We start from the raw sequence: 25,343 nt of genomic DNA, 5'->3' as shown, positions 1-25,343 counted from the left end.
CGGCGGGGATCACTGCCCCTTGGCGCCGTCGAGCTGCTCGCGGAGGATGTCGAGGTGGCCCGCGTGCCGGCCGGTCTCCTCGATCATGTGGACCAGGATCCAGCGCAGCGACACGTCGCCGACCTCCTCGTGGGGCGCGTGGTCGTCCAGCTTGTAGCCGGCGGCGATCTCGCGCGACCGCGCGCAGACCCGCTCGTATTCGGCGATGAGCGAGGCGACGGTCGCGCCCTCGGGAACAGCCCAGCTGTCGTCGGGATCGGACAGCTCGATGCCGATCTCGGCGCGCGTGCGCCCGGTGAGGGTGCGGTGGAACCAGTTCTTCTCGACCAGGATCAGGTGGGGCAGCATCCCGGCGAGCGTGGTGTGCGACGGCACCAGGCGGCGGCGGGCGTCCTCCTCGCTCACCCCGGAGATCTTGCGGACGACGGCGTCGCGCAGGTAGTCGAGGAACGCCTCCAGGGTCTCGCGCTCGGCGCCGGTCGCGGCGCCGAGGACCCGCGCCTCGACGGGGCTCGGGGTCCACGCGGGAGAGAAGGCGGCGGGTTCGTCGTCGTCGGCGGCGCCGGGCGGGCCCGCGGGGGGTGTGTTCGTCATGGGCCCCGACCGTAGTGAGTCCGTTCTCAGGCCGGAAGGCGTTTTCGCCTTCGGCGTGCGGGCTGCGCCCTACGCGTAACGGCCCCGGCACGGCCGGGGCCCGCCCTGCCCGGCCGGCGGCTCAGGCCCCCGGGACGGTGAACAGCAGGGCGTCGCCCTGGCCGCCGCCGCCGCACAGCGCGGCGGCGCCGAGGCCGCCCCCGCGCCGGCGCAGCTCGTGGACGAGGTGCAGGGCGATGCGCGCTCCGGAGGCCCCGAGCGGGTGGCCCAGGGCGATGGCGCCGCCGTCGACGTTCACGATGTCCTCGGAGACCCCGAGATCGCGCACCGACTGCACGGCCACGCTCGCGAACGCCTCGTTGATCTCGATCAGGTCCAGGTCGGCGACGTCGGCGCCGGCCTTGCCCAGGGCGTGGCGGATCGCGTTGGCGGGCTGGGAGTGCAACGAGTTGTCGGGGCCGGCGACGTTGCCGTGCGCGCCGATCTCGGCGAGGACCGTGCAGCCCAGCTCTTCGGCCTTGGCGCGGCTCATGACCACGACGGCGGCGGCGCCGTCGGAGACCTGCGAGGACGAGCCCGCGGTGATGGTGCCGTCGGCGTCGAAGGCCGGGCGCAGCCGGGCCAGGGATTCGGCGGTGGTCTCGGGGCGCACGCCCTCGTCCTCGGTGAACAGCCGCGGCTCGCCCTTGCGCTGCGGGATGCTCACGGGCACGATCTCGGCGTCGAAGCGGCCGTCCTTGATCGCGGCGGCGGCGCGCTGGTGCGAGCGCGCGGCGAAGGCGTCCTGCTCTTCGCGGCCGATGCCGAGCCGGTTGTTGTGCCGCTCGGTGGAGGCGCCCATGGAGTCGCCGTCGAAGGCGTCGGTCAGGCCGTCGTGTGCGGTGGCGTCGAGCACCTCGATGGAGCCGTACTTGTAGCCGTGGCGCGCCTTGGGCAGCAGGTGGGGGGCGTTGGTCATGGACTCCATGCCGCCCGCCACGACGACGTCGAACTCCCCGGCGGCGATGAGCTGGTCGGCGAGCGCGATGGCGTCGAGCCCGGAGAGGCAGACCTTGTTGATGGTCAGGGCGGGGACGTTCATGGGGATGCCGGCCTTGACCGCGGCCTGGCGGGCGGGGATCTGCCCCTCGCCGGCCTGGAGGACCTGGCCGAAGACGACGTAGCCGACCTGGCCGCCGGCGATGCCGGCGCGGGAGAGCACCGCCTCGATGGCGACGGCGCCGAGGTCGACGGCGCGGAACCCGGCGAGCGACCCGAGCAGCCTTCCGGTGGGGGTCCGCGCTCCACTGACGATGACGGATCCGGGCATCGAGGGCCTCCACACTCCAGTGACGCTGTGTCGCTCGGGTCTGCAACGATACATACACGTCGGCGACCGATCCCCGGGAGGACCGCCATGCTCACCCGAATCGACCACATCGGAATCGCGTGCAGGGACCTCGACGCCAGCGTCGAGTTCTACCGGTCCACCTACGGATTCGAGGTCGCCCACGTCGAGGTCAACGAGGAGCAGGGCGTGCGCGAGGCCATGCTGCGGGTCAACGGCACCGACGACGGCCACGCCACCTACCTGCAACTGCTGGAGCCCGTCCGGGAGGATTCGCCGGTCGCCAAGTTCCTGGCCCGCAACGGCGAGGGGGTGCACCACGTGGCGTTCGGGACCCCCGATGTCGCCGCCGAGACCGCGGCGATCGGCGCGACGGGCGTGCGCGTGCTCGACTCCGCGCCGCGCGCGGGGTCGATGGGGTCGCGCATCGCCTTCCTGCACCCCAAGGACTGCGGCGGCGTGCTGACCGAAATCGTGCAGGCAGCGGGCGCCGGGGAACACGGACGGTGAGCGCGGCGGCGGCCGCGCCTCCAGCGGGCCGCACAGCGCCGCAGGCGTAACCCAACCGTCACTTTCGGCATCCGCGCACGTCTGTCCCCACGGATATGGGGCGCATCATGGACGAATTACCGCGAACCCTCTTCCCAGGGGGCGTGGGATTGGTAAAGTCTGCTAGCTGCCAGTTCTCTGGCGCTGTCCCTGTCCCCCCGCCCGAGCAGGTCCGAGCCGGGTCCGGCGCACATGGCGTCCCTCGCATGCCGGCGACGACTCCATACCGATGGAGCGAACTTCCCTACGTGGCAGGTCTTTGCGGAGTAGCCTCCCCGGAGGACAGCCCGCCGGACCCAGGCGTGGGGACCGGCCGCACACGGCGACGCGCACCGCGCACCCCGTCCTCGACAGCATGACCCCCGTAATGCAGCCGTCTCGTCTCCCGTTCAGGAACCCGCCACATGTCGTCCAATAATATTGAAACCCAGCTCACCAACTTCTTCGAGGAAGGCAGCCAGGCCACCGAGTTCGACGTGGTGCTGCGCGGCTTCGACCGGGACCAGGTCACCACCTACATCGCGCAGAAGCACGCGGAGCTGAACCAGGCGCGCCACGAGGTCGAGCGGAGCCGCACCGACCTCGCCGAGGCCAAGCGCCAGCTCCAGGAGCAGGACCGTCCCACCTACTCCGGGCTGGGCGCGCGGATCGAGCAGCTGCTGCGCCTCGCCGAGGAACAGGCCACCGAACTCGTCCAGGGCGCCCGCGCCGAGGCCGGCGACATCAAGGCCGGCGCCAAGATCGAGGCCGCCGAGATGCGCGCGGCGGCCGAGAACGAGGCCACCGACCTCCGCACCTCCGCCCAGCGCGAAGCCGACGAGACCCGGCAGAGCGCCGAGGGCGAGGCCGAGGAGATCCGCACCACGGCCCGGCGCGAGTCCGACGAGCTCACGTCGACCACCGAGCGCGAGGTGCAGAAGAAGCGCTCGGCCGTCGACCACGAGATCGCCGAGAAGCGCGCCACCTTCGAGGGCGAGATCGCCAAGCTGCGCACGACCACCGAGCGCGAGTGCGCCCAGGCCCGTGCGTCCGCCAAGCGCGAGCGCGACGAAACCGTCCAGACCGCCAAGCGCCAGGCCGACGAAATGCGCGCGCAGGCGCAGCGCGCGGCCGAGGAGAGCGAGGCCAAGCGGGCGCAGGAAGAGGCCGAGTTCGAGATCCAGCTCGCCAGCCGCCGCGAGGAGGCCGAGCGCCAGGACGCCGAGCGCTTGGCCGCCGCGCAGGCCGCCACGCAGAAGCTGGTGTCGGAGGCCGAGGAGCGCGCCGCCAGCGCCGAGCAGCGCGCCACCAAGGCCAGCTCCCAGGCCGAGCAGACCCGCCGCGACGCCGAGCAGCACGCCAAGCAGGTCGTGGCCAACGCCAAGAAGAACGCCGAGCAGATCCACGGTGAGGCCAAGTCCAAGGCCGAGCACATGGTCAGCGACGCCAAGTCCGAGTCCGACCGGATCATGACCGCGGCCCAGCAGCAGGTCGACGAGCTCACCCGCCAGCGCGACAGCATCCAGTCGCACCTCCAGCAGCTGCGGCAGCTGCTCGGCGGCGGCGACGGCGCGATGCCGCCCGCTCCGGCCGCCCCGGCCGCGCAGCCGGTGGCCGCGGCCAAGGAGCAGCCCGCGATCGAGTCCACCACCAACGGCACGGGCCGCCAGCCCGTCTCCGCCGGCAAGAAGGGCGCCGACAACGAGGACTGGTGGCAGGAGTAGGACCGCCACCCCGCTGTCGAGACCGCCGAGGGCCCCGATCCGGATGGATCGGGGCCCTCGGCTTTCCCGCCCTGGTCCTCGCTCCGCTCCAACGGCCCACGGCAAGGGCGTCCGGCCAGAGGCGGAGGAGGGTGTGTGACCGAGGGCTCGGGAGGCGGGTTCGAGAGCGGGGGCGGGGGCCTCCTACCCTGGAGGGGTGAGTCCGCGCCGCAACTCCCCCCGCCGCAAGGGGGACACCGCCCGATCGACGCCCGATCCCGACGCGCTGCTGCTGCGCGTCACCGGCGGCGAGCGCCGGGAGACCGGCCCCGACGGCGAATGGGCGGTGCGGCGGATCAGTGGCGCCGCCGCGGCCAAGCCCTACCGGTGCCCGGGCTGCCACCAGGAGATCCCGCCCGGCATGCCGCACGTGGTGGCCTGGCGCCCGTTCGGCGACGGCGACGACCGCCGCCACTGGCACTCCTCCTGCTGGGACAAGCGCGCCCACCGGGGCGTCCGCCCGCCGCGGCACTGACGGCGCGCGCCGCGTGCCCTCCCGGGCCGCGGCCGCCCACCACCACCATCCGACGGTCTCGTGCCGCGTCCACGAGCCGGTGACGAACCGAGGAGCCATGGACATCCGCGCCAGCACGGTGCTGCCCGCCGACCGCCGCCCCGTCACCCTCTACACCGCCGACGGCCTGGAGCTGGTCGGGGAGCTCGCGCTGCCCGAGGGCCGCGCCCCCGTCGCCACCATCGTCTGCCTGCACCCGCTGCCGACGGCGGAGGGGATGATGGACAGCCACGTCATGCGCAAGGCGTCGTTCCGGCTGCCCGCGCTCGCCGGGGTCGCGGTGCTGCGCTTCAACACGCGCGGCACGACGTCGCGGCACGGCACCAGCCAGGGGACGTTCGGCGAGGGCGAGACCGAGCGCTACGACGTCGCCGCCGCGATCGAGTTCACCGAGTTCGAGGAGCTGCCGGCGCCGTGGCTGGTGGGCTGGTCGTTCGGCACCGAGCTCGCGCTGAAATGGGGCTGCGACCCCGAGGTGCAGGGCGCGGTGCTGCTGTCGCCGCCGCTGCACCGTGCGGGCGACGCCGACCTCGACGTGTGGGCCGCGTCCGGAAAGCCCCTGGTGGCCCTCGTCCCGGAGTTCGACGACTACCTCCGCCCGGACGAGGCCCGCAAGCGGTTCGCGCGGGTGCCCCAGGCCGAGGTCATCGGCGTGGACGGCGCCAAGCACCTGTGGGTCGGCGAGCCCTACGTGCGCACCGTGCTCAACGAGATCGTCCAGCGCGTGGCTCCCGACGGGCACCCGCTGCCCACGGAGTGGGACGGGCCCTACGAGCGCGACACGCTCTGACCCACGGCCCGCCACCGGGCCGGATCTCAGGGCTCGGCGTCGATGAGGCGGGCCAGGTGCTCGCCGATCGCCATGGCGGTGGCGCCGGTGCCGCGCGCGGGGACGCGGGGCAGCAGGGAGGTGTCGCAGACGCGCAGGCCCTCGACGCCCAGGACCCGGCCGTGGGCGTCGGCGACGTCGCCCATGGCGCAGCCGCCCGACAGGTGGACGGCGGTGGACAGCCGGGCGCGGATCCAGTCGTCGAGGTCCCGGTCGGAGCCGAGGACCGCGGGCGGTGGCCCGTTGTGCCGCGGGGACACGGCGCGGAAGGCGGCGGTCTCCATGAGGCCGGTGCACAGCCGCACCCCGTCGCGCATGCGCGCGCGGTCGGCCGCCGCGGTGAGGTGGCCATGGGAGAGCACGGGGGGTTCGCGGGGGTCGGCGGAGGCGAGGGCGACCGTCCCGGTGCGGGCGGGGCGCAGCACCTGAACGCCGATCGCGCACTCCTCCGGCCCCGGGGCGGCGCCCGGGACGGGGATCAGCCGGTGGAACGGGGCGGTGTGGGGCATGAGCTCGATCCCGGCGCCGCCGCCGGGCGCGGCGGTGTGCAGCGCCGCCTCCGCCACCGGGGTGTCCGGCCCCCGCTCGTGGCCGGGCCGGGGCAGGTGGCCGACGGCGACGCTGGGGTGGTCGCTCATCCGCTTGCCCACCCCCGGGGCCGCGTGCACCACCGGGATGCCGTGGGCGGCCAGCTCGGCTCCGGGCCCGATGCCCGAGAGAAGGAGGAGCCGCGGGGTGCCGACGGCGCCCGCGCTGAGCACCACCTCGGGGGCGTGGAAGGTGCGGGGCCGGCCGCCGATCACCGCGTCGACGCCGGCCGCGCGCGTGCCGCGGAAGCGGACCCGGTGGACGGTGGCGCCGCCGAGCACGGTCAGGCCGCTCCGGCCCGCTCTGGGCAGCAGGTGGGTGAGCAGGGCGCTGTGGCGGACGCCGCCGACCACGTTGAGCGGCAGCGGGCCGGCGCCCGGGGGCCCGTCGGCGTTCTTGTCGGCCTCTTCCGGGAGGCCGAGGGCGGCGCAGGCGTCGAGGAACGCGGTGGTGACGGGGGCCGCCTCCCCGGCCCGGATCCGGCGCACGGGGACGGGGCCGCGCGTGCCGTGGCCGGGGCCGGTGAAGTCGTGGTCGGCCTCCAAAGCGGTGAACGACGCGAGCACGGCGCGGTGGGACCATTCGGGGTGCCCGGCCGCGGCGATGGCGTCGAAGTCGGCCGGGGTGGCGCGCACGAACACGCCGCCGTTGACCGCCCCCGACCCGCCGGCCACCCGGCCGCGGGGCACCGGCCGCCGCAGCCCGGGGGCGACCGTGCTGGTGAGCGACCAGTTCAGCGGGTGGCCGGGCGCCGCGGCGGCCATGATCGTGCCGTCGCGCACCTCCGGCGGCACGTCGGCCGCGCGGGTGTAGGCGGGGCCCGCCTCCAGGAGCAGCACGCGGCGGCCGGGCCGGTCGCTCAGGCGGGCGGCGAGGACCGCGCCGCTGGAGCCGGCGCCGACGACGATGACGTCGTGGGCGCCGGCCGGGTCCACGGCGCTCAGGACCCGTCGTGCAGGGTGGAGCCGCCGTCGCGCACGATCGCGGCGAGCAGCGGCGCCGGGTCGTAGGGCGCGAAGTGGGCGTTGGCCGCGGCGCCGAGGGTGTCGGCGACGGCGTCGGCGCCGCGCGCGATGAGCAGCTCGACGGGCCCCTTGGGGTAGCCGCAGCCGAAGCGCATGGCGGTGTCGACGTCGTCGGCGGTGGCGTAGCCGTCGCCGATCATCCGGGCGGCGTCGTCGATGTGCCGCGCGAGCAGCAGCCCGGCGACGTCGAACCCGAGTTCGCCGCTGCGAACGGACGCGGCCAGCCGCCCGGCGGGCAGGTCCTCGGCGACGTCCTCCCGGGTGTGGTCGTAGAAGCCGCGCCCGCTCTTGCGGCCCAGGCGCCCGGCGGCGACCATCCGGCGCAGCAGCGGGGAGGCGACGTAGCGGGGGGTGCGGAACTCCGCCCAGAGCACGTCGAGCACGGCCAGGCACACGTCCAGGCCGACCAGGTCGGCCAGGGCGAGCGGACCCATGGGCAGGTCCGCGGCCGCGGTCATGGCGGTGTCGATCTCCTCGCGGGAGGCGATCCGGCGCTCGTAGAGGGAGACGGCGTCGTTGATGTAGGGGACCAGCAGCGCGTTGGCGACGAACCCGGCGCGGTCCCCGACCACCACGGGGGTCTTGCCGATGCGCTTGGCGACCTCGGCGGCGAGGTCGACGGTGCCGGGTTCGCTGAGGACCGTCCCGACGACCTCGACCAGCTTCATCACCGGGGCGGGGTTGAAGAAGTGCAGGCCGACGACCTTGCCGGGGCGGCTGGTGAGGGCCGCGATCTCGGTGACGGCCAGGGAGGAGGTGTTGGTGGCCAGGATCGTGCCGGGCGGGCAGATGCGGTCGAGGTCGGCGAAGACGTCGCGCTTGATGTCGAGGCGCTCGGGGACGGCCTCGACCACGAAGTCGGCGTCGGCCAGCGCGCCGCGGTCGGTGCCGAAGGTGATGCGGCCCTCGATGGCGTCCTGCTCCTGCGGGGTGAGCTTGCCCTTGTCCACGGCTTTGGAGAGCGACGCGGCGACGCGGGAGCGGCCCCCGCGCAGCGCGGTGTCGTCGATCTCGACGCCCGTCACCTCGAACCCGGCGCGGGCGAACACCTCGGTGATACCGGCGCCCATGGCACCGAGCCCGACCACTCCGACCTTGTGGAATTCCTGCACCATGCCTTCACCCTAGCCCGTGCCGGCCGACCCGTTACCGCCGGGTAGGAGCGGCTCTCCGGTGTCGCGGGGTCCCGTGCCCGTGGGCGGGCCCGGCCGGCGAGCGGAACGGGCCCCCGGGGCGTACAGCGGGGCTAGGATCGTGCAGCGTGAGACTCGTGATCGCCCGGTGCAGCGTCGACTACGTCGGCCGGCTCACCGCCCACCTGCCCATGGCCCCCCGCCTCATCCTGATGAAGGCCGACGGGTCGGTGTCGATTCATGCCGACGACCGCGCCTTCAAGCCGCTGAACTGGATGAACCCGCCGTGCACCGTGCGCGAGGGGGTCGCCGACGACGGGACCGACGTCTGGACGGTCACCCACGGCAAGTCCGGTGAGAAGCTGGTGCTGCGCATCGAGGAGATCCAGCACGACAGCTCCCACGAGCTGGGGACCGACCCGGGGTTGCAGAAGGACGGCGTCGAGGCCCACCTCCAGGAGCTGCTCGCCGAGCACATCACCACGCTGGGCGAGGGCTACACGCTGATCCGCCGCGAGTTCCCCACGGCCATCGGGCCGGTGGACATCCTGTGCCGCGACCGCGAGGGCGCGACCGTCGCCGTGGAGCTGAAGCGGCGCGGCGACATCGACGGCGTGGAGCAGCTCACCCGCTACCTCGAACTCCTCAACCGCGACCCCGCTCTCAAGCCCGTGCGGGGGGTCTTCGCCGCCCAGGAGATCAAGCCGCAGGCGCGCGTGCTGGCCACCGACCGCGGCATCGGCTGCGTGACCCTCGACTACGACGCCCTGCGCGGGATCGAGCCCGATATCCCCCGCCTGTTCTGAACGCGGACATATGGGGCGATCATGATCAAGTGGAACCGATTATCACATCACACCACCTACCGCCCACGGAAGGTATGTGGCTGGATGTGGCAATGACGGCCGGTCCGCCTTGATCCTGCGCATGCGCTCCTGACAGGCTGCTCCCTACCTCGCATCTTCGCGCCCGCCCCATCACCCCTGGTAGGCGGGCGCTCGCTCAGGAGGAGCAACGTGCCCAGCAGACACCCCGTACCATCCCCCGGCCGGGCCCCCGCGGCACGGCGGCTGACAGCGGGCGGCGCCGCCGTCGTCCTCGCTCTCGGCCTCGGGCTGGCGCCCGGCACGGCGCACGCGGATGAATCCGTGCTGCCCACCCTGGTGACCACGGAGAGCATCCGCACCCATCTGGAGAACCTCCAGACGATCGCGGAGTACAACGGCGGCAACCGCGCGAGCGCCACCGCCGGCTACGACGTCGCCGCGAAGTACGTGATCAACCAGCTCCGGCGCGCGGGCTATACCCCCGTCAAGCACACCTACGAGTACGAGAGCTGGGGGGAGAACAGCCCCGCCGTCCTCACCCAGACCGCCCCCGAGGAGCGCGAGTTCGCCCCCGCCGACGACTTCGTCACGATGTCGTACTCCGGCTCGGGCGACACCACCGCGCCGGGCGTGCCGGTCAACGCCGACAGCGCCGAGAGCGGCTGCTCGGCCGACGACTTCGCCGGCTTCCCCGAGGGCGCCGTCGCGATCGCCCTGCGCGGCACCTGCCCGTTCTCCGAGAAGACGCAGAACGCCACCGACGCCGGCGCCACCGGGGTCGTCATCATCAACAACGAGCCCGGCCCGCTGAACGGCACCGTGGGCACCGAGTCCGCCGTCCCGGTCGTGGGCGTCACCCAGGAGGTCGGCGCCGACCTGCTGGCCGCGGGCGAGGGGCTGGAGCTGCGGCTGGCCGTCGACGCCGAGGTCACCACGCAGTCCTCCTACAGCATCACCGCCGACACCGAGGGCGGCACGCCCGACAACACCGTTGTCGTCGGCGCCCACCTCGACGGCGTCGCCGAGGGCCCCGGCATCAACGACAACGGCAGCGGCACGGCGGCGGTCCTGGAGACGGCCCGCCAGCTCGCCCGGCTCGACACGCCCAACAACCGGGTGCGCTTCGCGTTCTGGGGCACCGAGGAGGAGGGGCTGATCGGCTCCACCCGCTACGTCGAGGGGCTGAGCGACGACGAGGTGGAGCAGATCGCGCTCTACCTGAACTTCGACATGATCGGCTCGGAGAACTTCGGCCGGTTCGTCTACGACGGCCGCGGCGAGCTCGACGGCTCGCTGCCGCCGCCCTCGGGCTCCGGCGCGATCCAGAAGCTGTTCGAAGACTACTTCGCCGGACGCGACCTGGTCAGCGAGCCCACCGAGTTCAGCGGCCGATCCGACTACAGCGCCTTCATGGAGGCCGGGATCCCCTCGGGCGGCGTGTTCAGCGGCGCCGACGGGATCAAGACCGAGGAGCAGGTGGAGTACTACGGCGGGGTCGCCGGGGAGCCCTACGACGCCAACTACCACACCGCCGGCGACACGGTGGAGGAGATCAACTGGGACGCGGTGGGCGACCTCTCCGACGCCATCGCCTACTCCGTTGAGACCTACGCCGACAGCACCCTGCCGGTGAACGGCGTGGCGCGCACACAGCAGGCCCAGGAGTTCGACGCCGAACGCCTGGGCGACCTCTGGCTGCGGTAACCGTCCGACCGCACTGGGCGACGCCCGTGGCCGAGGATCGCTCCTCGTCCACGGGCGTTTCGCGCCGCCCCGGGGGCCCCGGGGCGGCGCGCGCGGGCGGAAGTGACCCCCGGACCCGCTGATGCCTCGGGGACGGCTGACCTGGCCCCCCGACCCGTGTCAGCCGCCCCGCGCGGCCAGGCCGCGTCAGGCGGGGAAGCGCCTCCCGGGCGTTCCTTCCTTCGGCCGGCCCCCGCCATCACACCCGAAGAGCGGTGGCGCGCATGGGCGGTCACCACGGTTCACTACCCTGGGTAGCGCTTCCACTGCACACGGTATCAGTGGTGTGAAGCGCCTTCACCCCCCGATGCACAACGGTTATTCACCGTCCCCAACTAGGGTTGCCCCATGACCGAACGCGATTCCGACACACCCGTCGTGCTGTCGAAGATCTACACGCGCGCCGGGGACGCCGGGAGCACCCACCTCGGCGACATGACCCGCACCGCCAAGACCGATCCCCGCCTGGCCGCCTACGCCGACGTGGAGGAGGCCAACGCCGCGATCGGGACGGCCCTGGCCGTGGGCGAGGTCCCCGATGACATCCGCACGCTGCTGGGCCGGGTGCAGAACGAGCTGTTCGACCTCGGCGCCGACCTGTCGTGCCCGGTGCAGGCCGAGACCGCGGCCCCGCCGCTGCGGGTGGAGCCCGGCTACGTCGAGCGTCTGGAGGCCGTTTGCGACGCCTACAACGCCGACCTGCCGGTGCTGCGCAGCTTCATCCTGCCCGGCGGCTCGCCCACCGTGGCGTTCATGCACACGGCCCGGGTGGTGACCCGCCGCGCCGAGCGCAGCGCCTGGGCGGCGATCGAGGAGTACGGCGACGGCGTGAACCCGCTGACCGCCCGCTACCTCAACCGCCTCTCGGACCTGCTGTTCGTCCTGTGCAGGGTCCTGGGGCGCGACGGCACCGAGGTGCTGTGGAAGCCGGGCGGCGAACGCTGAGCCGCCCGTGACCGCCTCCGGCGGGCGGGGTCAGGCGCCGGCGGCGAGTTCGCGCTCGACCGATTCGACCTTCTGCGTGAGGCCGTCGGACACGCCCCCGCGGATGTCGGCCTTGAGGGTGAGGCTGACCCGGTTGGCGCCGTCGCCCGCCGCGGTCACCGCCCGCTTGACGACGTCCATGACCTCGTCCCACTCCCCCTCGATGCTGGTGAACATCGCGTCGGTCTGGTTGGGCAGGCCGCTCTCGCGGACGACGCGCACGGCGCGGGCGACGGCCGGTGCGACGGACTCGCCGGCGCCCAGGGGACTCACAGAGAATGCCACGATCATGCCCCTACCCTAGGCCGCGCAGGCCCGGATGTCGCGCCTCTGGGCGCCGCGTCGGCCCGGGGCGCGGCAGGGCCCGGGCGGCCGGCACGGCGCCCCGGGTCAGGACTGCCAGATGGTGCCGGGGGGCATGGACTCCAGCCACGACAGGAAGCCGGTCAGCGCGCTCTCGCTCATCGCCAGCTCGTACACCGGCTCCTTGGGGTCGGAGCCGTCGGCGGCGGCCCAGCCCACCTCGACCACCACCACATCGGGGGCCAGCTCGGCGAGGTCGGCGGGCGTGGGCGTGCGGCGCCCCACAACAACAAGACCGCGGCGCGACAGCTCTGCTGCCGGCCGCGGCCAGAGGGAGAAGATGCGGTACCACCGCAGGTCATCGCTCCCATAGCGCCCGAATCCCATGCGCCACGGGCCTGTTCGGGGCCCGGCGGCGCGCAGGTAGCATTCGACGGCGCCGCCCCCGCGTTCCAGGACGAACCTGCGCACAGTGACGCCGATCAGTCCGAGGAGGGCCACCAGGAGCAGGGTGAAGACGAGCCACTCGGCGAGCCGGAACCACACCTGATCGAACAGCTCTTGCACCCTGGTCCTCGCCCTCGCCTCTCATGGTCCGCCGCCGGGCGCGCCCGGCGGACAGCGAACCCGTCTCCCGTCAGACCGACTCGCCGGCGGCCTGGAGGCGGCTGCGTGCGCGGGCCACGCGGGCCTGTGCCTCGGCGTCCTCAAGGGAGATCCCCTCGGACTCCGCCGCGGCCAGGGCCGCCTTGGCACGCGAGACGTCGACGTCCTCGGCCAGCTCGGCGACCTCGGCGAGGATGGAGACCCGGTTGCCGTCGGACACGGAGATGAACCCCCCGTGGGCCGCCGCCCGGACCTCGCCGTTCTCACGGCCCCCGATGACCCGCACCACGGCGCCGGGCGCCAGCAGCGCGAGCACCGGGACGTGCCCCGGCTGCACGCCGATCTCGCCGTCGGTCGTCTTCGCGATGACCATGTCACCCTCGCCCGCCCACAGCTCGCGCTCTGGCGACACGATCTCGACGGAAAGCTTCTTCGACACTGCCATTAACCCCTCTGCTCGTGGGCGAATTCACGGGAAGCGGGCGGCGTGTCGCCGCCCGCTTCCCGGCGAAGCGCTAGCCCTGGAGCTTCTTGGCCTTCTCGACGGCCATCTCGATGTTGCCGACGTCCAGGAACGCCTGCTCGGGCAGGTGGTCGTACTCGCCGTCGCAGACGGCCTTGAAGGAGGCGATGGTCTCCTCCAGCGGCACGAACACACCGGGGTTGCCGGTGAACTTCTCGGCGACGAACATGTTCTGCGAGAGGAAGCGCTCCAGGCGCCGCGCCCTCTGCACGATGATCTTGTCCTCTTCGGACAGCTCGTCGATACCGAGGATGGCGATCTGGTCCTGGAGGTCGTTGTTGCGCTGGAGGATACCGATCACACGCTGCGCCACATCGTAGTGCTCCTGGCCCACGTACTGCGGGTCGAGGATGCGCGAGGTCGACGCCAGCGGGTCCACCGCCGGGTAGATCCCCTTCTGCGAGATCGGCCGCGACAGCTCGGTGGTGGCGTCGAGGTGGGCGAACGTGGTGGCCGGCGCGGGGTCGGTGTAGTCGTCCGCGGGCACGTAGATCGCCTGCATCGACGTGATCGAGTTGCCCCGGGTCGAGGTGATGCGCTCCTGGAGGAGGCCCATCTCGTCGGCCAGGTTCGGCTGGTAGCCCACCGCGGAGGGCATGCGCCCCAGCAGGGTGGAGACCTCGGAGCCGGCCTGGGTGAACCGGAAGATGTTGTCGATGAAGAGCAGCACGTCCTGGTTCTTCACATCGCGGAAGTACTCCGCCATGGTCAGAGCCGACAGCGCCACGCGCAGACGGGTGCCCGGAGGCTCGTCCATCTGGCCGAACACCAGCGCGGTGTCCGGGAGGACCTCCATCTCGCCCATCTCCAGGAAGAGGTCGGTGCCCTCACGGGTCCGCTCCCCCACGCCCGCGAAGACGGACACACCGCCGAAGTTGCGGGCGATACGGGTGATCATCTCCTGGATGAGCACCGTCTTGCCCACACCCGCGCCGCCGAACAGGCCGATCTTGCCGCCCCGGACGTAGGGGGTCAGCAGGTCGATGACCTTGATGCCGGTGACCATCATCTCGGTCTTCGACTCGAGCTGGTCGAAGGCCGGGGCCTTGCGGTGGATCGGCCAGCGCTCCTGGACCCCGAGCTCGGCGGTGGGCACGTCCATGGACTCGCCCAGCGTGTTGAACACGTGGCCCTTGACGACGTCGCCGACCGGGACGGAGATGGGGCCGCCGGTGTCGCGGACCTCGGCGCCGCGGACCATGCCGTCCTGCGGCGCGAGGCTGATGGTGCGGACCAGGTTGTCGCCGAGGTGCTGGGCGACCTCCAGGGTCAGCGTCTTGGTCTCACCGCCGAGGGTCACGTCGGTGTGCAGGGCGTTGTAGATCGCAGGCAGCGAGTCGACGGGGAACTCCACGTCGACGACCGGGCCGGTGACCCGGGCGATGCGCCCCGTGGCCGTGCCAGGCGCTGCCGTCCCTTCGACTGTCGCAGTCACTTCTCACTCACTCCCTGGCAGCAGCGAGGGCATCGGCGCCGCCGACGATCTCGCTGATCTCGTTGGTGATCTCCGCCTGGCGGGCCTGGTTGGCCTGGCGGGTCAGGTTCTTGACAAGGTCCTCGGCGTTGTCCGTCGCCGACTTCATCGCGTTGCGGCGCGATGCCCACTGGGAGGCCGCGGACTCGAGGAGGGCGAAATAGATCCGGTTCGTCACGTACTGCGGCAGCAGCTGGTCGAGGGCCTCTTCCGGCGAGGGCTCGAAGTCGTAGAGCGGCAGGTTCTTGCCCTGCTCGCGCTCGAGCTCCTCGGCCTCGACCTCTTCGACCTCCAGCGGCAGCGCCCGGTGCGACTCCGCCCGCTGCGTGAGCATGGAGACGAACTCGGTCGCGACGATGTGGATCTCGTCCACGCCGTCCTCGGTCTCGCTGTCCTTGGTGAAGCGGCCCATCAGGGTCTCGCCGATCTCCTTGGCGCTGGCGTAGGCCGGGCGCTCGGTGATCCCCTCCCAGGTCTGCTCCATGGCGCGGTCGCGGAACCGGTAGTACGCGATCCCCTTGCGGCCGACCACGTACAGCAGGACCTCCTTGCCCTGCTCGCGCAGGAGCGCGCTCAGGGATTCGGCCTCCTTGACCGCGTTGGCGGTGTAGGCGCCGGCCTGGCCCTTGTCACTGGTGATGACGAGGATGGCCGCCCGGGTCGGGTTCTCGGACTCGGTGAGCAGCGGGTGCTCGGAGACCCGCGAGGCCACGGCCGAGACGGCGCGGGTGATCTCGCGTGCGTAGGGACCCGCCGCCTCGACCGCCCGCTGCGCCTTGGTGATGCGGGTGGTGGCGATGAGCTCCATCGCCCGGGTGATCTTCGCCATCGACTTGGTCGAGCGGATCCTCCGGCGATAGACGCGAAGCTGTGCTCCCATGGGCTACTTCCCGGCGCTCTTGGCGACCTTGATGGTCTCCTGGCCGACTTCGCTCTCCTCCAGGGCCTCGGCTTCCTCGTTGCCGAGGAGGGTGCCGGCGCTGGTCTGGAAGGCCTGCTTGAAGCCGGTGATGGCGTCCTTCAGGGTCGCCGCGGTCTCGTCCTCGAACTTGCCGCTCTCGCGGATGTTGTCGAGGACCTTGGGGTGCTCGCGGCCCAGGAAGTCCAGGAACTCCGACTCGAAGCGGAGCACGTCCTCGACCGGGACCTCGTCCAGCTCGCCGGTGGTGCCGGCCCAGATCGAGACGACCTCCTTCTCCACGGCGAACGGGCGGTACTGGCCCTGCTTGAACAGCTCCATCAGGCGCGAGCCGCGCGCCAGCTGCGCCTTGGAGACCGCGTCCAGGTCGGAGCCGAAGGCGGCGAACGCCTCGAGCTCGCGGTACTGGGCGAGGCTGGTCCGCAGCGGGCCGGTGACCGTCTTCATCGCCTTGGTCTGGGCGGCGCCGCCGACACGCGACACCGACACGCCGACGCTGATGGCCGGGCGCTGACCCTGGTTGAACAGGTCGGCCTCCAAGAACACCTGGCCGTCGGTGATGGAGATGACGTTGGTCGGGATGTAGGCCGAGACGTCGCCCGCCTTGGTCTCGATGATCGGCAGGCCGGTCATCGAGCCCGCGCCCAGCTCGTCGGAGAGCTTCGCGCAGCGCTCCAGCAGCCGGGAGTGCAGGTAGAAGACGTCGCCCGGGTAGGCCTCGCGGCCCGGCGGGCGGCGCAGCAGCAGCGACACGGCGCGGTAGGCCTCGGCCTGCTTGGTGAGGTCGTCGAAGACGATCAGCACGTGCTTGCCCTGGTACATCCAGTGCTGGCCGAGGGCCGAACCGGTGTAGGGGGCGAGGTACTTGTAGCCCGCGGGGTCGGAGGCCGGGGCGGCGACGATGGTGGTGTACTCCATCGCGCCGGCCTCTTCGAGCGCCCCGCGCACGCTGGCGATCGTCGAGCCCTTCTGGCCGACCGCCACGTAGATGCAGCGCACCTGCTTGGTGGGGTCGCCGGACTCCCAGTTCGACTTCTGGTTGATGATGGTGTCGATGCAGATCGCGGTCTTGCCGGTCTGCCGGTCACCGATGATCAGCTGGCGCTGGCCGCGACCGATGGGGGTCATCGAGTCGATGGCCTTGATGCCGGTCTGCATCGGCTCGCCGACCGGCTGGCGCTGCATGACCGTGGGGGCCTGGAGCTCCAGCTCGCGGCGCTCGGTGGTCTCGATGTCGCCCTGGCCGTCGATGGGGCGGCCCATGGGGTCGACCACGCGGCCGAGGAAGTTGTCGCCGACCGGCACCGAGAGGACCTGGCCGGTGCGGCGCACCGTCTGGCCCTCTTCGATGCCGTTGAAGTCGCCCAGGACAACGGCGCCGATCTCGCCGATCTCCAGGTTCTGGGCCAGGCCCATGGTTCCGTCTTCGAATTCCAGCAGCTCGTTCGCCATCGCAGAGGGAAGGCCACCGACGCGGGCGATGCCGTCACCGGAGTAGGTGACGGTTCCGATCTCCTCGCGTGCGGCGGCTTCGGGCTCGTACGATTGGACGAAGCGCTCCAGCGCGTTCCGGATTTCCTCCGGCCGGATCGTCAGCTCCGCCATCTCACGTATGTCCTTGCTCTCGTATGGCGCCGCGTTGTCCGGGCGCCGTGCGTGCGTTGCGTTGGCCGAATTCGTCGCGTCAGCCGGCCAGCCGACGCCGGACCTCGGCGAGGCGCCCGGCGACGGTACCGTCGATGACCTCATCGCCCACGCGGATGGAGAGCCCACCCACGATCTCCGGGACGACTTCGATGTTGAGGTGGATGGGGCGTCCGTACACCCGGGCCAGCGTGGCCTGGAGCCGCGCCTGCCGGTCCTCGCTCAGCGGCACGGCGGTGCGCACCACGGCGATGTAGCGCTTGGCGCGCTCGGCGACGATCTGCCCGTAGTGGTCCAGGGCCTGTTCCAGGGTGCGGCCCCGGGGACGGGTGACCGCCTCGGTGATCAGCACGAGCGTGGCGGCGTCGGCCTTGCCCGAGAGCAGGTCCGCCACCAGGGCGCGCTTGTGCTCGGCCGCGACGCCCTCGGTGGTCAGCGCCGCGCGCAGGCCGTGCTCGGCGACGACGATCCGGCCGAACCGGAACAGCTCGTCCTCGATGTCGCCGAGCCGCTGCTCGTCCACCGCGGCGACCGTCGCGTAGACGGCCAGCCGCTCTGCGGCGTCGACGAGGTCGCGCGGTTTGGACCACGCGGCCCCGGCGATGTCGCCGGCCACCATGACGGTGGCCGGGGAGACCTTGGCCTCCAGCAGCGAGCCCACCAGGCCGGACTTGGCCTCGGCCGGGTTGGCGGGGTCGGCCAGCCAGCGGCGCAGGGAGTGCTCCCGTTGCAGGAGCGCGACGACCTCGAAGAGCTCGCCGCCCAGCGTCGCGGGGTCGGCGGACGCGAGGACCCCGTCGAACCGCTCGGTGGCCCCGGCCAGGGAGGTGCGGCTGATACCACGCATCAGCGCACCTCGGCCTGGGCCGGGTTGTCGGTCTGCTCCAGCTCCTCCAGGAACCGGTCGATGACGCGGTTCTGGGCGGCGCTGTCGCTCAGGGTCTCACCGACGATGCGGGTGGCGAGGTCCGTGGAGAGCACGCCGATCTCCGACCGCAGCTGCGCCAGGGCGTGCTGGCGGTCGGCCTCGATCTGCGCGTGGGCGGCCTCGATGATGCGCCGCCCCTCGGCCTGGGCCTCTTCGCGCGCCTCCGCGATGATGGCGGCGCGCTGCTCCCGGGCCTTCTCCAGCTCCTGGGCGTACTGGCGGTGCGCCTCTTCGAGCTTCTCGCGGTACTGCTGGCGGGTCTCCTCCGCCTCGGCCTCCGCCTTCTTCGCACGCTCGATGCCACCCTCGATCTGGTTGGCACGCTCGTCCAGCGCGGAGGTCAACCGCGGCCACATCTTGACGACGACGCCGAAGATGACGATGAACGCGATGAGGCCGAAGGTGAATTCATCCCAGTGAATGCGCAGGATGTTCTCCTGCTCGGCAGCCAAGATCACGGCTGGCATCCCTTCGTGCTCGATCTACTCTTCGCCGATCGGGGATCAGGCCTGGATGAACGCGAGCACGAAGCCGAGGATGGCGAGCGCCTCGATGACGGCCATGCCGAGGATCATCTGACCCTGGAGCACACCACGGGCCTCGGGCTGGCGGGCGATGGCCTGCACGCCGTTGCCGAAGATGAGTCCGACACCGATGCCGGGGCCGATGCAGGCGAGGCCGTAACCGACAGTGGCGAGGGTACCGATTCCGGTCATTGTGGAGATTCCTTTTCTTCTTCTTTGGAGAACACGCCGACGAGCATGGTGTGCCGTCGAACTGACGTGGGTGTACCGGGCTGGGGTCAGGGAGGGCGGCCCGTGCCTTAGTGGCCGCCCTCGATGGCCTCACCGATGTAGAAGGAGGCCAGTAGGACGAACACATAGGCCTGGAGGCCCATGATGAACAGCTCGAAAGCGGTGAACACGAGGAATCCGAACAGCGCCATGCCGGAGTAGCCGATCGACACCGCGCTGAGAATGCCCCCCGCGTCGGGGTTGAAGAGGTAGAACCCGGCGGCGGCGAACACGGCGAGCAGCATGTGGCCCGCGAACATGGTCGCGAAGAGTCGTACCGCGTGGGTGAGCGGACGGAAGACGAAGTTCGAGATGAACTCGATGGGGATCAGCACCGGCATGATCCACATGGGGGCGCCGCTGGGGACCAGCTTGGCCTTCAGGTGGCCGCCGAACCCGTGCTCGCGGATGCCGACGACGTTCCACAGCACGTAGACCAGGAGCGACAGCACCGCCGGGAAGGCGAGGTTGCTGGTGACCGGGAGCTGGAGCCCCGGGATGATGCCCATGACGTTCATGAACAGGATGAACGTGAACAGCGTGAGCATCAGCGGCATGTAGCGGTCGCCGGCCTTGCCCATGCCCGGGCGGACCATCTGGTCGCGCACGAAGCCGACGGTCAGCTCGGCGACGCTCTGCCAGCGCCCGGGCACGACCTTGGCGTTGCGCGAGGTGAAGAACCAGAAAGCGCTGACCAGCACCACCACAACGGCGAGCACCAGGGCGTACTTGGTGATGCCCGAGGTGTAGGGAAGGTCGTAGGTGAACCACGGGGTCGGGAAGAAGATCCCGGTGGTCGGAGCCTCGAACCCGCAGCCGGTGGGTTGGCTGCTGAAGATGTGGGGGTCCGAGCATTCGCCGGTCGTCCCGCTCGCGGCCAAAGCGCGCACGTCAGCACTCACGGCGAACCCTTTCGTCGTGACGCAACTCAATCCTCGATGTATAGGGCGGTCGCGCGCAGCATGGGGTGTGCGGCACGCCACCGGGCGTGTCGGTCAGAACCGGACGTACTGGGTGATGATCAGATAGATCGCGCCGACCAGCCCCAGGACCAGGCCGATGGGCAGGAACAGAGCCTCGAAGCCGAGAGCCCGGTCCGCCAACCAGCCCGCACCGCCCCAGACGGCCAAGCCTCCCAGCAGGTACGAGACGACGGTCATTCCATCGGCGCTCGGCTTCTCGCCGCTTTCGGCCGGACGACCGTTCATCTCGCTCCGGAAGATAGCAGTAGGTGAACAGTGCACGCACACCACCCCGTGGCCGCCCGGTCACGGTTGGGCCTCGGCATGCTCACCGGCTCCCGCCCCCTCGGCGGACCCGGGGTCCGCGGGGCTCTCGGGGGTCTCGACCGGTTCGACGTAGAGGCGCCGCACCTTGATGCTGGCGACGGAGTGCCCGGTGAGCCAGACCACCACGCACACCCCGGCCGTCACGGCGAACGCGTTGAGGTCGAACACCTCCGCGCCGCCGAAAAGGAGCAGAACGATCGCGAGCGCGACCGCTTTGATGGTGTACGTGGCGAGGGCGGCCATCAGGACCAGCTGGGGCTGCCTCTTGGCCACAACGGCGATGATGACCGCCGAGATCGCGAAGAAGGCGAGGATCAGCACGGTGCCGACGAGCGCCCCCACAAGCCCGTGCACGCCCGCCACGAAGTAGGCGATGACCATGGCGATCACGCCCGCGGCGGCGGTGGGAATCGCGGCGCCCGCCAGAATCCGGGCGTCGTGTTCCTGCATGAAGGAGCTCCGTGGCTGTTCAGTGGGGTGCTTGCTCGTGAAAGCTATCACAAGGATTTCGGCCCCCGACCCGGGGTGGCCTTTACGCACACCTTACCTGGGCCCGGGATGTCCCGAACACGGAAATCTCCCGCTATGTGTGATGTCGGCTACGGCATGGCGCCGCCGAAAGCCGCAGGTCAGTGTCCTTTCAGGCCATGAGGCAACCGAAGAGCCGGGTAGCCGGATCCTCACCCCCCGGACGGGGTCGCGGGCGGATCTGTGACCTTTTCATCAGCGTCACGGAGCCGGACGGCCGTGCGCCGGCGCCGCAGCCGCGGAAGCGTGATCAGGCCGACCGCGCACATCGCGACCAGAACGGTCACGGCCAGCACCATGAACGGGGAGTTGAACACCGAGAGCGACACCGACGCGAACGCGATGATCGCCGCCCACAGGTACATCAGCAGCACGGCCCGCGCATGGGAGTGGCCCAGTTCGAGCAGCCGGTGGTGCAGGTGCTTCTTGTCCGGCGCGAACGGCGACTTCCCCGCCAGCGTCCGGCGCACGACGGCCAGCACCAGGTCGGCCAGCGGCAGCGCCAGCACCAGCAGCGGCAGCAGGACCGGCAGGAACAGCGCCAGCCCGTGCACGCTGGTGCGGCCGTCGGGGTAGAACTGCCCGGTCACCGTGATGGTGATGGAGGTCAGCAGCAGCCCGAGGAGCATCGACCCGGTATCGCCCATGAACACGCGCGCGGGGTTGAAGTTGTGCAGCAGGAACCCGATGCACACCCCCGCCAGGATGATCGCGATCATCGCCGGGTAGGACTGGCGCTCGAACCCCTGGTCGACGGCTGCGACGTAGTAGTAGGCGAAGAACGCGAACGCCGAGATCGCCACGATCCCGGCCGCGAGGCCGTCGAGGCCGTCGGCGAAGTTCACGGCGTTGATGGTGACCACGATCAGCAGGATCGACACCACCGCGCCCAGCCACGGCCCCAGGGAGAGCTGGGTGCCCGGCAGCGGCAGCCAGAGCATCTGCACGCCCGAGGCCACCAGGATCCCGGCCGCGACGGTCTGGCCGGCGAGCTTGGGCACCGCGGCCATGCCCCACCGGTCGTCGACGATGCCGATGAGCGTGATCAGGCCGCCGGCCAGCAGCAGCCCCCGCCAGGTGTCGTAGACGAAGACCTCTTGCAGGTGGGGCAGCCGGTAGGAGATCAGCAGCGCCGCCGCGAACCCGCCGTAGATGGCGATACCGCCCAGCCGGGGGATCGGCTCGGTGTGCACGTCGCGATCGCGGACCGGTGGAACCGCGCCGAAGGTGATGGCGGCGCGCCGGACGAAGGGGGTCAGCAGATAGGTGACCGCCATGGCGATGACGAAGGTGAGCGCGTACTCACGCACGGAAAGTCCAGCAGCCTTTCATGGAGCCGACGCGTCGGCCGGACCCGGTGACGCGTGACCGTGGTCGGGTCTGCCAACGAACCTAGCACTCTTGGACGGCCGTTTCTCTCCGATCCTGCGCGCCGGAACCCCGTTCCGGCCGGGGCTCCGGGCGGCCCCGGCCCACGGGTGGCACGGGGCCGGGGTCAGGGGCGCCGGTCCTCGGTGCCCGGCTTCTGCGGGTCCGCGGTGTCTGCGGAGGGGACCTCGGTTCCCGGCGCGGACGACCCGTTGTCACTTCGGGCCTCGCCGGGTGCCGTTCCGGCCGCGCCGGGCGCCTGAGGGCCGTCGGCGGTGCCGGGTGCGGGACGGTCGTTGACGGCGCCCGTGTCCTCCGCGGCGGGCGGGGTCTCCGGGCTCTCGGGGGCCTCCTGGGCGGCGGCCTGGGTGTCCGGTGCGGCGGCCTCTTCGGCGGGGCCGTCCGGCTTGTCCTGCTCGGCGTTGCGGCCCTGCGGGCGGCGCCACGCCTTGGACTCGCCGATCACCGTGCCGCACACCGCGCGCAGCCGGTCGATCGGGATCGCCCCGCTGCGCAGCACGCGCGGCACCGCGTAGGTGAGGTCGACGATCGTGGAGGGCTCGGACTCGGCGCAGGCGCCGGCGTCGAGGTAGACGCCGACCCGGTCGCCGAGCTGCGCCTCGGCGTCCTCGGCGGTGCCGGCGGCCGGGCGCCCGGACAGGTTGGCGCTGCTGACCGCCATGGGGCCGACCTCCTTCAGCAGCTCCAGGGCGACGGGGTGCATGGGCATGCGCACCGCGACGGTCCCCTTGGTGTCGCCGAGGTCCCACGACAGGCTCTGGGTGGCCGTGCAGACGATCGTGAGGGGGCCGGGCCAGAACTCGTCGATGAGGTCCTGGCCGTGCGTGCCCAGGTCCTCGATGAGCGCGTGGGCGGCCCGCACGGAGCCCACCAAGACCGGCGGCGGCATGTCGCGCCCGCGGCCCTTGGCCTCGAGCAGCCCGGCGACGGCGGCCGGGCTGAAGGCGTCGGCGCCGATCCCGTAGACGGTGTCGGTGGGCAGCACCACCAGTTCGCCGCGGCGGACGGTGGATGCGGCATCGGCGATGCCCTCCGCGCGCGCCTTGTCGTCGGCGCAGTCGTAACTGCGGCTCACTGCGGTCACCTCTCTCGGTCGACGCCCGTCGGGCGCGGGCGTTGCATGTGCGGGGGCCCCGCTACGCGCCGTCGGACCGGCGCATCACCACGAAGCGGTCGCGGTGGGCGAGGTCCTTGCGGTTGCGGACGTCGCGCCAGCCCAGCTCCTCGGGGAACAGGCGCGGGATGTCGATGCCCTGGCCGTCGCCGTGTTCGAGCGCCATGGCGCCGCCGGGGCGCAGGAGCCGCCGGCCGACCGCTTCGAGCTCGCGGATCATGTCCAGGCCGTCGGGGCCGGACCACAGCGCGGGCGCGGGGTCGTAGTCGCGGACCTCGGGCGGGATCTGCGCGGCGTCGTCGGTGGGCACGTACGGCGGGTTGGTGATCAGCAGGTCGACGGCGCTGTCGAGCTCGGGCAGGGCCATGCGCATGTCGGCCAGGTGCGCGGTGATGCGGTCGCCGTGCCCGCTGGCGTCGATGTTGCGCTTGGCCCAGGCCAGCGCCCGGCCGTCGATCTCGACGGCGTGCACGCGGGAGCGGGGGACCTCCTGGGCGATGGAGATCGCGATGGCGCCGGAGCCGGTGCCGAGGTCGACCACGAGCGGGTCGGCGACGTCCATGGCCCGCAGGGTCTCGATGGCCCAGTCGACCATGATCTCGGTTTCGGGGCGCGGGACGAAGACACCGGGGCCGACCCGGAGTTCCAGGTACCGGAAGTAGGCCCGGCCGGTGATGTGCTGGAGCGGCTCGCGTGCGGCGCGGCGGGCGACGCACTCCCAGTACAGGGCGTCGAAGTCGGAGTCGGCGACCTCGTGCAGCCCTCCTCGACGAACGCCGTGCACGAACGCCGCGAGTTCCTCGGCGTCGGTGCGGGGCGACGGGACGCCCGCGTCGGCCAGCCTCAGCGTGGCGCGCGCGACCTCGTCGAGCAGGAAGTTCATGACTGGGCCTGCTCCAGCCTTTCCTTGGTGTCGGCGTCGATGAGGGACTGGAGTACACCGTCGAGGTCGCCGTCGAGGACCTGGTCGAGGTTGTACGCCTTGTAGCCGACGCGGTGGTCGGAGATCCGGTTCTCCGGGAAATTGTAGGTGCGGACCCGCTCGGAGCGGTCGACGGTGCGCACCTGGCTCTTGCGTTCGGCCGCGGCCTCGGCGTCGGCGCTGGCCTGGGCCTCGGCCAGCAGGCGGGCGCGCAGGATGCGCATGGCCTGCTCCTTGTTCTGGAGCTGGCTCTTCTCGTTCTGGCAGGAGACGACGATGCCGGAGGGCAGGTGGGTGATGCGCACCGCGGAGTCGGTGGTGTTGACGCTCTGGCCGCCGGGTCCGGAGGAGCGGAACACGTCGATGCGCAGGTCGTTGTCGTTGACCTCGATCTCGACGTCCTCGGCCTCGGGGACCACCAGCACGCCGGCGGCGGAGGTGTGGATGCGCCCCTGGGACTCGGTGACGGGCACGCGCTGCACGCGGTGCACGCCGCCCTCGAACTTCAGCCGGGGCCACACGCCCTGGCCGGGCTCGGGGGTGCCGCGGTTCTTGAACGCGATCGTGATGTCCTTGTAGCCGCCGAGGTCGGAGTGGGTGGAGTCGATGACCTCGGTCTTCCACCCCTGGGATTCGGCGTAGCGCAGGTACATGCGCACCAGGTCGCCGGCGAACAGCGCGGACTCCTCGCCGCCCTCGCCCGCTTTGACCTCGAGGATGACGTTCTTGTCGTCGGCGGGGTCGCGCGGCAGCAGCAGCTGGCGCAGGCGCTCGGTGAGGCGCTCCTTGTCGGCGGTGAGCCGGCGGGCCTCCTCGGCGAAGGAGGCGTCCTCCGCGGCGAGCTCGTCGGCGGCCTCGATGTCGCTCTCGACGGCGTTCAGCTCGCGGTAGGTGGCGATGATGGGGGTGAGCTGGGAATAGCGCTTCCCGAGGCTGCGCGCCCTCCCCTGGTCGGCGTGCACAGCGGGGTCGGCGAGCTGCTGTTCGAGCTCGTAGTACTCCCCGAGAAGGTCGTCCAGCTTCACGTCGTGCTCTTTCGTCGATGGCGTTGTCGC

Annotated in this window: 27 protein-coding genes; 7 read left to right on the top strand and 20 right to left on the bottom strand. The window is 71.7% G+C overall.

What is annotated here, in order from left to right; all coding sequences use genetic code 11:
* Positions 1 to 9: 9 nt before the first annotated feature.
* The gene (locus ACFOVU_RS04205; protein ID WP_378529937.1) at positions 10 to 594 is read right to left on the bottom strand and encodes a DinB family protein; all 585 of its coding nucleotides are present in this window, start codon (positions 592 to 594) and stop codon (positions 10 to 12) included.
* 121 nt (positions 595 to 715) lie between these two features.
* Positions 716 to 1,903 carry an acetyl-CoA C-acetyltransferase gene (locus tag ACFOVU_RS04200; RefSeq protein ID WP_378529936.1) on the bottom strand — a complete coding sequence of 396 codons (1,188 nt, stop codon included), beginning with the start codon at positions 1,901 to 1,903 and terminating at the stop codon, positions 716 to 718.
* An 87-nt stretch (positions 1,904 to 1,990) separates the two neighbouring features.
* Here ACFOVU_RS04200 and mce point away from each other — a divergent pair, with 87 nt between their 5' ends.
* From mce to ACFOVU_RS04180, 4 genes are all read left to right on the top strand, one after another.
* Positions 1,991 to 2,431, top strand: coding sequence for a methylmalonyl-CoA epimerase (gene mce, locus ACFOVU_RS04195; protein WP_378529935.1), 441 nt, complete (start codon positions 1,991 to 1,993; stop codon positions 2,429 to 2,431).
* Positions 2,432 to 2,874: 443 nt separating this feature from the next.
* Positions 2,875 to 4,173, top strand: a complete 1,299-nt coding sequence (locus ACFOVU_RS04190) for a DivIVA domain-containing protein (protein ID WP_378529934.1) — start codon at positions 2,875 to 2,877, stop codon at positions 4,171 to 4,173.
* A 196-nt stretch (positions 4,174 to 4,369) separates the two neighbouring features.
* Complete coding sequence (locus ACFOVU_RS04185; protein WP_378529933.1) at positions 4,370 to 4,687, top strand: ATP/GTP-binding protein; 318 nt, start codon at positions 4,370 to 4,372, stop codon at positions 4,685 to 4,687.
* 97 nt (positions 4,688 to 4,784) lie between these two features.
* Entirely contained in the window at positions 4,785 to 5,516 is a 732-nt protein-coding gene (locus ACFOVU_RS04180) for an alpha/beta hydrolase (RefSeq protein WP_378529932.1), read from the top strand.
* Between the two features lie 26 nt (positions 5,517 to 5,542).
* Here ACFOVU_RS04180 and mftG read toward each other — a convergent pair whose 3' ends face one another.
* Together mftG and ACFOVU_RS04170 are read right to left on the bottom strand one after the other, a co-directional pair.
* Positions 5,543 to 7,078: a mycofactocin dehydrogenase MftG gene (mftG, locus tag ACFOVU_RS04175; RefSeq protein ID WP_378529931.1), complete on the bottom strand. Its 1,536-nt coding sequence runs from the start codon at positions 7,076 to 7,078 to the stop codon at positions 5,543 to 5,545.
* Between the two features lie 5 nt (positions 7,079 to 7,083).
* A complete protein-coding gene (locus tag ACFOVU_RS04170; protein WP_378529930.1) occupies positions 7,084 to 8,283 on the bottom strand; it encodes a 3-hydroxyacyl-CoA dehydrogenase in 1,200 nt (399 codons plus the stop codon).
* A 146-nt stretch (positions 8,284 to 8,429) separates the two neighbouring features.
* On the opposite strand from ACFOVU_RS04170, the gene nucS reads away from it, so the two are divergent.
* The 3 genes from nucS to ACFOVU_RS04155 all read left to right on the top strand — a co-directional run bounded on the left by nucS (position 8,430) and on the right by ACFOVU_RS04155 (position 11,816).
* Positions 8,430 to 9,107, top strand: a complete 678-nt coding sequence (gene nucS / locus ACFOVU_RS04165) for an endonuclease NucS (protein ID WP_378529929.1) — start codon at positions 8,430 to 8,432, stop codon at positions 9,105 to 9,107.
* Between the two features lie 210 nt (positions 9,108 to 9,317).
* On the top strand, positions 9,318 to 10,832 hold the full coding sequence (locus tag ACFOVU_RS04160) for a M20/M25/M40 family metallo-hydrolase (protein WP_378529928.1): 1,515 nt from the start codon (positions 9,318 to 9,320) through the stop codon (positions 10,830 to 10,832).
* Positions 10,833 to 11,219: 387 nt separating this feature from the next.
* Entirely contained in the window at positions 11,220 to 11,816 is a 597-nt protein-coding gene (locus ACFOVU_RS04155) for a cob(I)yrinic acid a,c-diamide adenosyltransferase (protein WP_378529927.1), read from the top strand.
* 30 nt (positions 11,817 to 11,846) lie between these two features.
* On the opposite strand, the gene ACFOVU_RS04150 is transcribed toward ACFOVU_RS04155, so the two are convergent.
* The 16 genes from ACFOVU_RS04150 to prfA all read right to left on the bottom strand — a co-directional run bounded on the left by ACFOVU_RS04150 (position 11,847) and on the right by prfA (position 25,313).
* On the bottom strand, positions 11,847 to 12,146 hold the full coding sequence (locus tag ACFOVU_RS04150) for an MTH1187 family thiamine-binding protein (RefSeq protein ID WP_378529926.1): 300 nt from the start codon (positions 12,144 to 12,146) through the stop codon (positions 11,847 to 11,849).
* Positions 12,147 to 12,245: 99 nt separating this feature from the next.
* The gene (locus ACFOVU_RS04145) at positions 12,246 to 12,725 is read right to left on the bottom strand and encodes a DUF2550 domain-containing protein (protein WP_378529925.1); all 480 of its coding nucleotides are present in this window, start codon (positions 12,723 to 12,725) and stop codon (positions 12,246 to 12,248) included.
* A 70-nt stretch (positions 12,726 to 12,795) separates the two neighbouring features.
* Complete coding sequence (locus ACFOVU_RS04140) at positions 12,796 to 13,203, bottom strand: F0F1 ATP synthase subunit epsilon (protein ID WP_378529924.1); 408 nt, start codon at positions 13,201 to 13,203, stop codon at positions 12,796 to 12,798.
* 76 nt (positions 13,204 to 13,279) lie between these two features.
* The gene (gene atpD / locus ACFOVU_RS04135; RefSeq protein WP_378529923.1) at positions 13,280 to 14,722 is read right to left on the bottom strand and encodes a F0F1 ATP synthase subunit beta; all 1,443 of its coding nucleotides are present in this window, start codon (positions 14,720 to 14,722) and stop codon (positions 13,280 to 13,282) included.
* A gap of 7 nt (positions 14,723 to 14,729) precedes the next feature.
* On the bottom strand, positions 14,730 to 15,641 hold the full coding sequence (locus tag ACFOVU_RS04130) for a F0F1 ATP synthase subunit gamma (RefSeq protein ID WP_378529922.1): 912 nt from the start codon (positions 15,639 to 15,641) through the stop codon (positions 14,730 to 14,732).
* A 3-nt stretch (positions 15,642 to 15,644) separates the two neighbouring features.
* Positions 15,645 to 17,285 (bottom strand): F0F1 ATP synthase subunit alpha, encoded by a 1,641-nt coding sequence (gene atpA, locus ACFOVU_RS04125; RefSeq protein ID WP_378529921.1) that lies wholly within the window; start codon positions 17,283 to 17,285, stop codon positions 15,645 to 15,647.
* A gap of 79 nt (positions 17,286 to 17,364) precedes the next feature.
* Positions 17,365 to 18,171 carry a F0F1 ATP synthase subunit delta gene (locus ACFOVU_RS04120; protein WP_378529920.1) on the bottom strand — a complete coding sequence of 269 codons (807 nt, stop codon included), beginning with the start codon at positions 18,169 to 18,171 and terminating at the stop codon, positions 17,365 to 17,367.
* On the bottom strand, positions 18,171 to 18,719 hold the full coding sequence (gene atpF, locus ACFOVU_RS04115) for a F0F1 ATP synthase subunit B (RefSeq protein ID WP_378529919.1): 549 nt from the start codon (positions 18,717 to 18,719) through the stop codon (positions 18,171 to 18,173). The genes ACFOVU_RS04120 and atpF overlap by 1 nt, the downstream gene beginning before the upstream one ends.
* Before the next feature lie 36 nt (positions 18,720 to 18,755).
* Positions 18,756 to 18,968, bottom strand: coding sequence for an ATP synthase F0 subunit C (gene atpE / locus ACFOVU_RS04110; protein WP_378529918.1), 213 nt, complete (start codon positions 18,966 to 18,968; stop codon positions 18,756 to 18,758).
* 107 nt (positions 18,969 to 19,075) lie between these two features.
* Positions 19,076 to 19,948: a F0F1 ATP synthase subunit A gene (gene atpB / locus ACFOVU_RS04105; RefSeq protein ID WP_378529917.1), complete on the bottom strand. Its 873-nt coding sequence runs from the start codon at positions 19,946 to 19,948 to the stop codon at positions 19,076 to 19,078.
* 93 nt (positions 19,949 to 20,041) lie between these two features.
* A complete protein-coding gene (locus tag ACFOVU_RS04100) occupies positions 20,042 to 20,254 on the bottom strand; it encodes an AtpZ/AtpI family protein (protein WP_378529916.1) in 213 nt (70 codons plus the stop codon).
* Positions 20,255 to 20,314: 60 nt separating this feature from the next.
* A complete protein-coding gene (locus ACFOVU_RS04095) occupies positions 20,315 to 20,785 on the bottom strand; it encodes a hypothetical protein (protein WP_378529915.1) in 471 nt (156 codons plus the stop codon).
* A 230-nt stretch (positions 20,786 to 21,015) separates the two neighbouring features.
* The gene (locus ACFOVU_RS04090; protein WP_378529914.1) at positions 21,016 to 22,173 is read right to left on the bottom strand and encodes a glycosyltransferase family 4 protein; all 1,158 of its coding nucleotides are present in this window, start codon (positions 22,171 to 22,173) and stop codon (positions 21,016 to 21,018) included.
* A gap of 185 nt (positions 22,174 to 22,358) precedes the next feature.
* Positions 22,359 to 23,327: an L-threonylcarbamoyladenylate synthase gene (locus ACFOVU_RS04085; RefSeq protein ID WP_378529913.1), complete on the bottom strand. Its 969-nt coding sequence runs from the start codon at positions 23,325 to 23,327 to the stop codon at positions 22,359 to 22,361.
* Between the two features lie 61 nt (positions 23,328 to 23,388).
* Complete coding sequence (prmC, locus tag ACFOVU_RS04080) at positions 23,389 to 24,249, bottom strand: peptide chain release factor N(5)-glutamine methyltransferase (RefSeq protein ID WP_378529912.1); 861 nt, start codon at positions 24,247 to 24,249, stop codon at positions 23,389 to 23,391.
* Entirely contained in the window at positions 24,246 to 25,313 is a 1,068-nt protein-coding gene (gene prfA, locus ACFOVU_RS04075) for a peptide chain release factor 1 (RefSeq protein ID WP_378529911.1), read from the bottom strand. The genes prmC and prfA overlap by 4 nt, the downstream gene beginning before the upstream one ends.
* Positions 25,314 to 25,343: the final 30 nt, after the last annotated feature.

The sequence above is a fragment of the Nocardiopsis sediminis genome (genome assembly GCF_042650565.1).
GTDB classification, from domain to species: Bacteria; Actinomycetota; Actinomycetes; order Streptosporangiales; family Streptosporangiaceae; genus Nocardiopsis_B; species Nocardiopsis_B sediminis.
This window is presented reverse-complemented; position numbering and strand designations above follow the sequence as displayed.

Coding starts and splice junctions, on each gene's coding strand:
- ACFOVU_RS04200 (WP_378529936.1), bottom strand. CDS start 1,903: ATGCCCGGATCCGTCATCGTCAGTGGAGCGCGGACCCCCACCGGAAGG.
- atpF (WP_378529919.1), bottom strand. CDS start 18,719: ATGCCAGCCGTGATCTTGGCTGCCGAGCAGGAGAACATCCTGCGCATT.
- ACFOVU_RS04170 (WP_378529930.1), bottom strand. CDS start 8,283: ATGGTGCAGGAATTCCACAAGGTCGGAGTGGTCGGGCTCGGTGCCATG.
- atpE (WP_378529918.1), bottom strand. CDS start 18,968: ATGACCGGAATCGGTACCCTCGCCACTGTCGGTTACGGCCTCGCCTGC.
- mce (WP_378529935.1), top strand. CDS start 1,991: ATGCTCACCCGAATCGACCACATCGGAATCGCGTGCAGGGACCTCGAC.
- ACFOVU_RS04180 (WP_378529932.1), top strand. CDS start 4,785: ATGGACATCCGCGCCAGCACGGTGCTGCCCGCCGACCGCCGCCCCGTC.
- ACFOVU_RS04205 (WP_378529937.1), bottom strand. CDS start 594: ATGACGAACACACCCCCCGCGGGCCCGCCCGGCGCCGCCGACGACGAC.
- prmC (WP_378529912.1), bottom strand. CDS start 24,249: ATGAACTTCCTGCTCGACGAGGTCGCGCGCGCCACGCTGAGGCTGGCC.
- ACFOVU_RS04100 (WP_378529916.1), bottom strand. CDS start 20,254: ATGAACGGTCGTCCGGCCGAAAGCGGCGAGAAGCCGAGCGCCGATGGA.
- ACFOVU_RS04190 (WP_378529934.1), top strand. CDS start 2,875: ATGTCGTCCAATAATATTGAAACCCAGCTCACCAACTTCTTCGAGGAA.
- atpA (WP_378529921.1), bottom strand. CDS start 17,285: ATGGCGGAGCTGACGATCCGGCCGGAGGAAATCCGGAACGCGCTGGAG.
- ACFOVU_RS04150 (WP_378529926.1), bottom strand. CDS start 12,146: ATGATCGTGGCATTCTCTGTGAGTCCCCTGGGCGCCGGCGAGTCCGTC.
- ACFOVU_RS04095 (WP_378529915.1), bottom strand. CDS start 20,785: ATGCAGGAACACGACGCCCGGATTCTGGCGGGCGCCGCGATTCCCACC.
- ACFOVU_RS04120 (WP_378529920.1), bottom strand. CDS start 18,171: ATGCGTGGTATCAGCCGCACCTCCCTGGCCGGGGCCACCGAGCGGTTC.
- ACFOVU_RS04155 (WP_378529927.1), top strand. CDS start 11,220: ATGACCGAACGCGATTCCGACACACCCGTCGTGCTGTCGAAGATCTAC.
- ACFOVU_RS04130 (WP_378529922.1), bottom strand. CDS start 15,641: ATGGGAGCACAGCTTCGCGTCTATCGCCGGAGGATCCGCTCGACCAAG.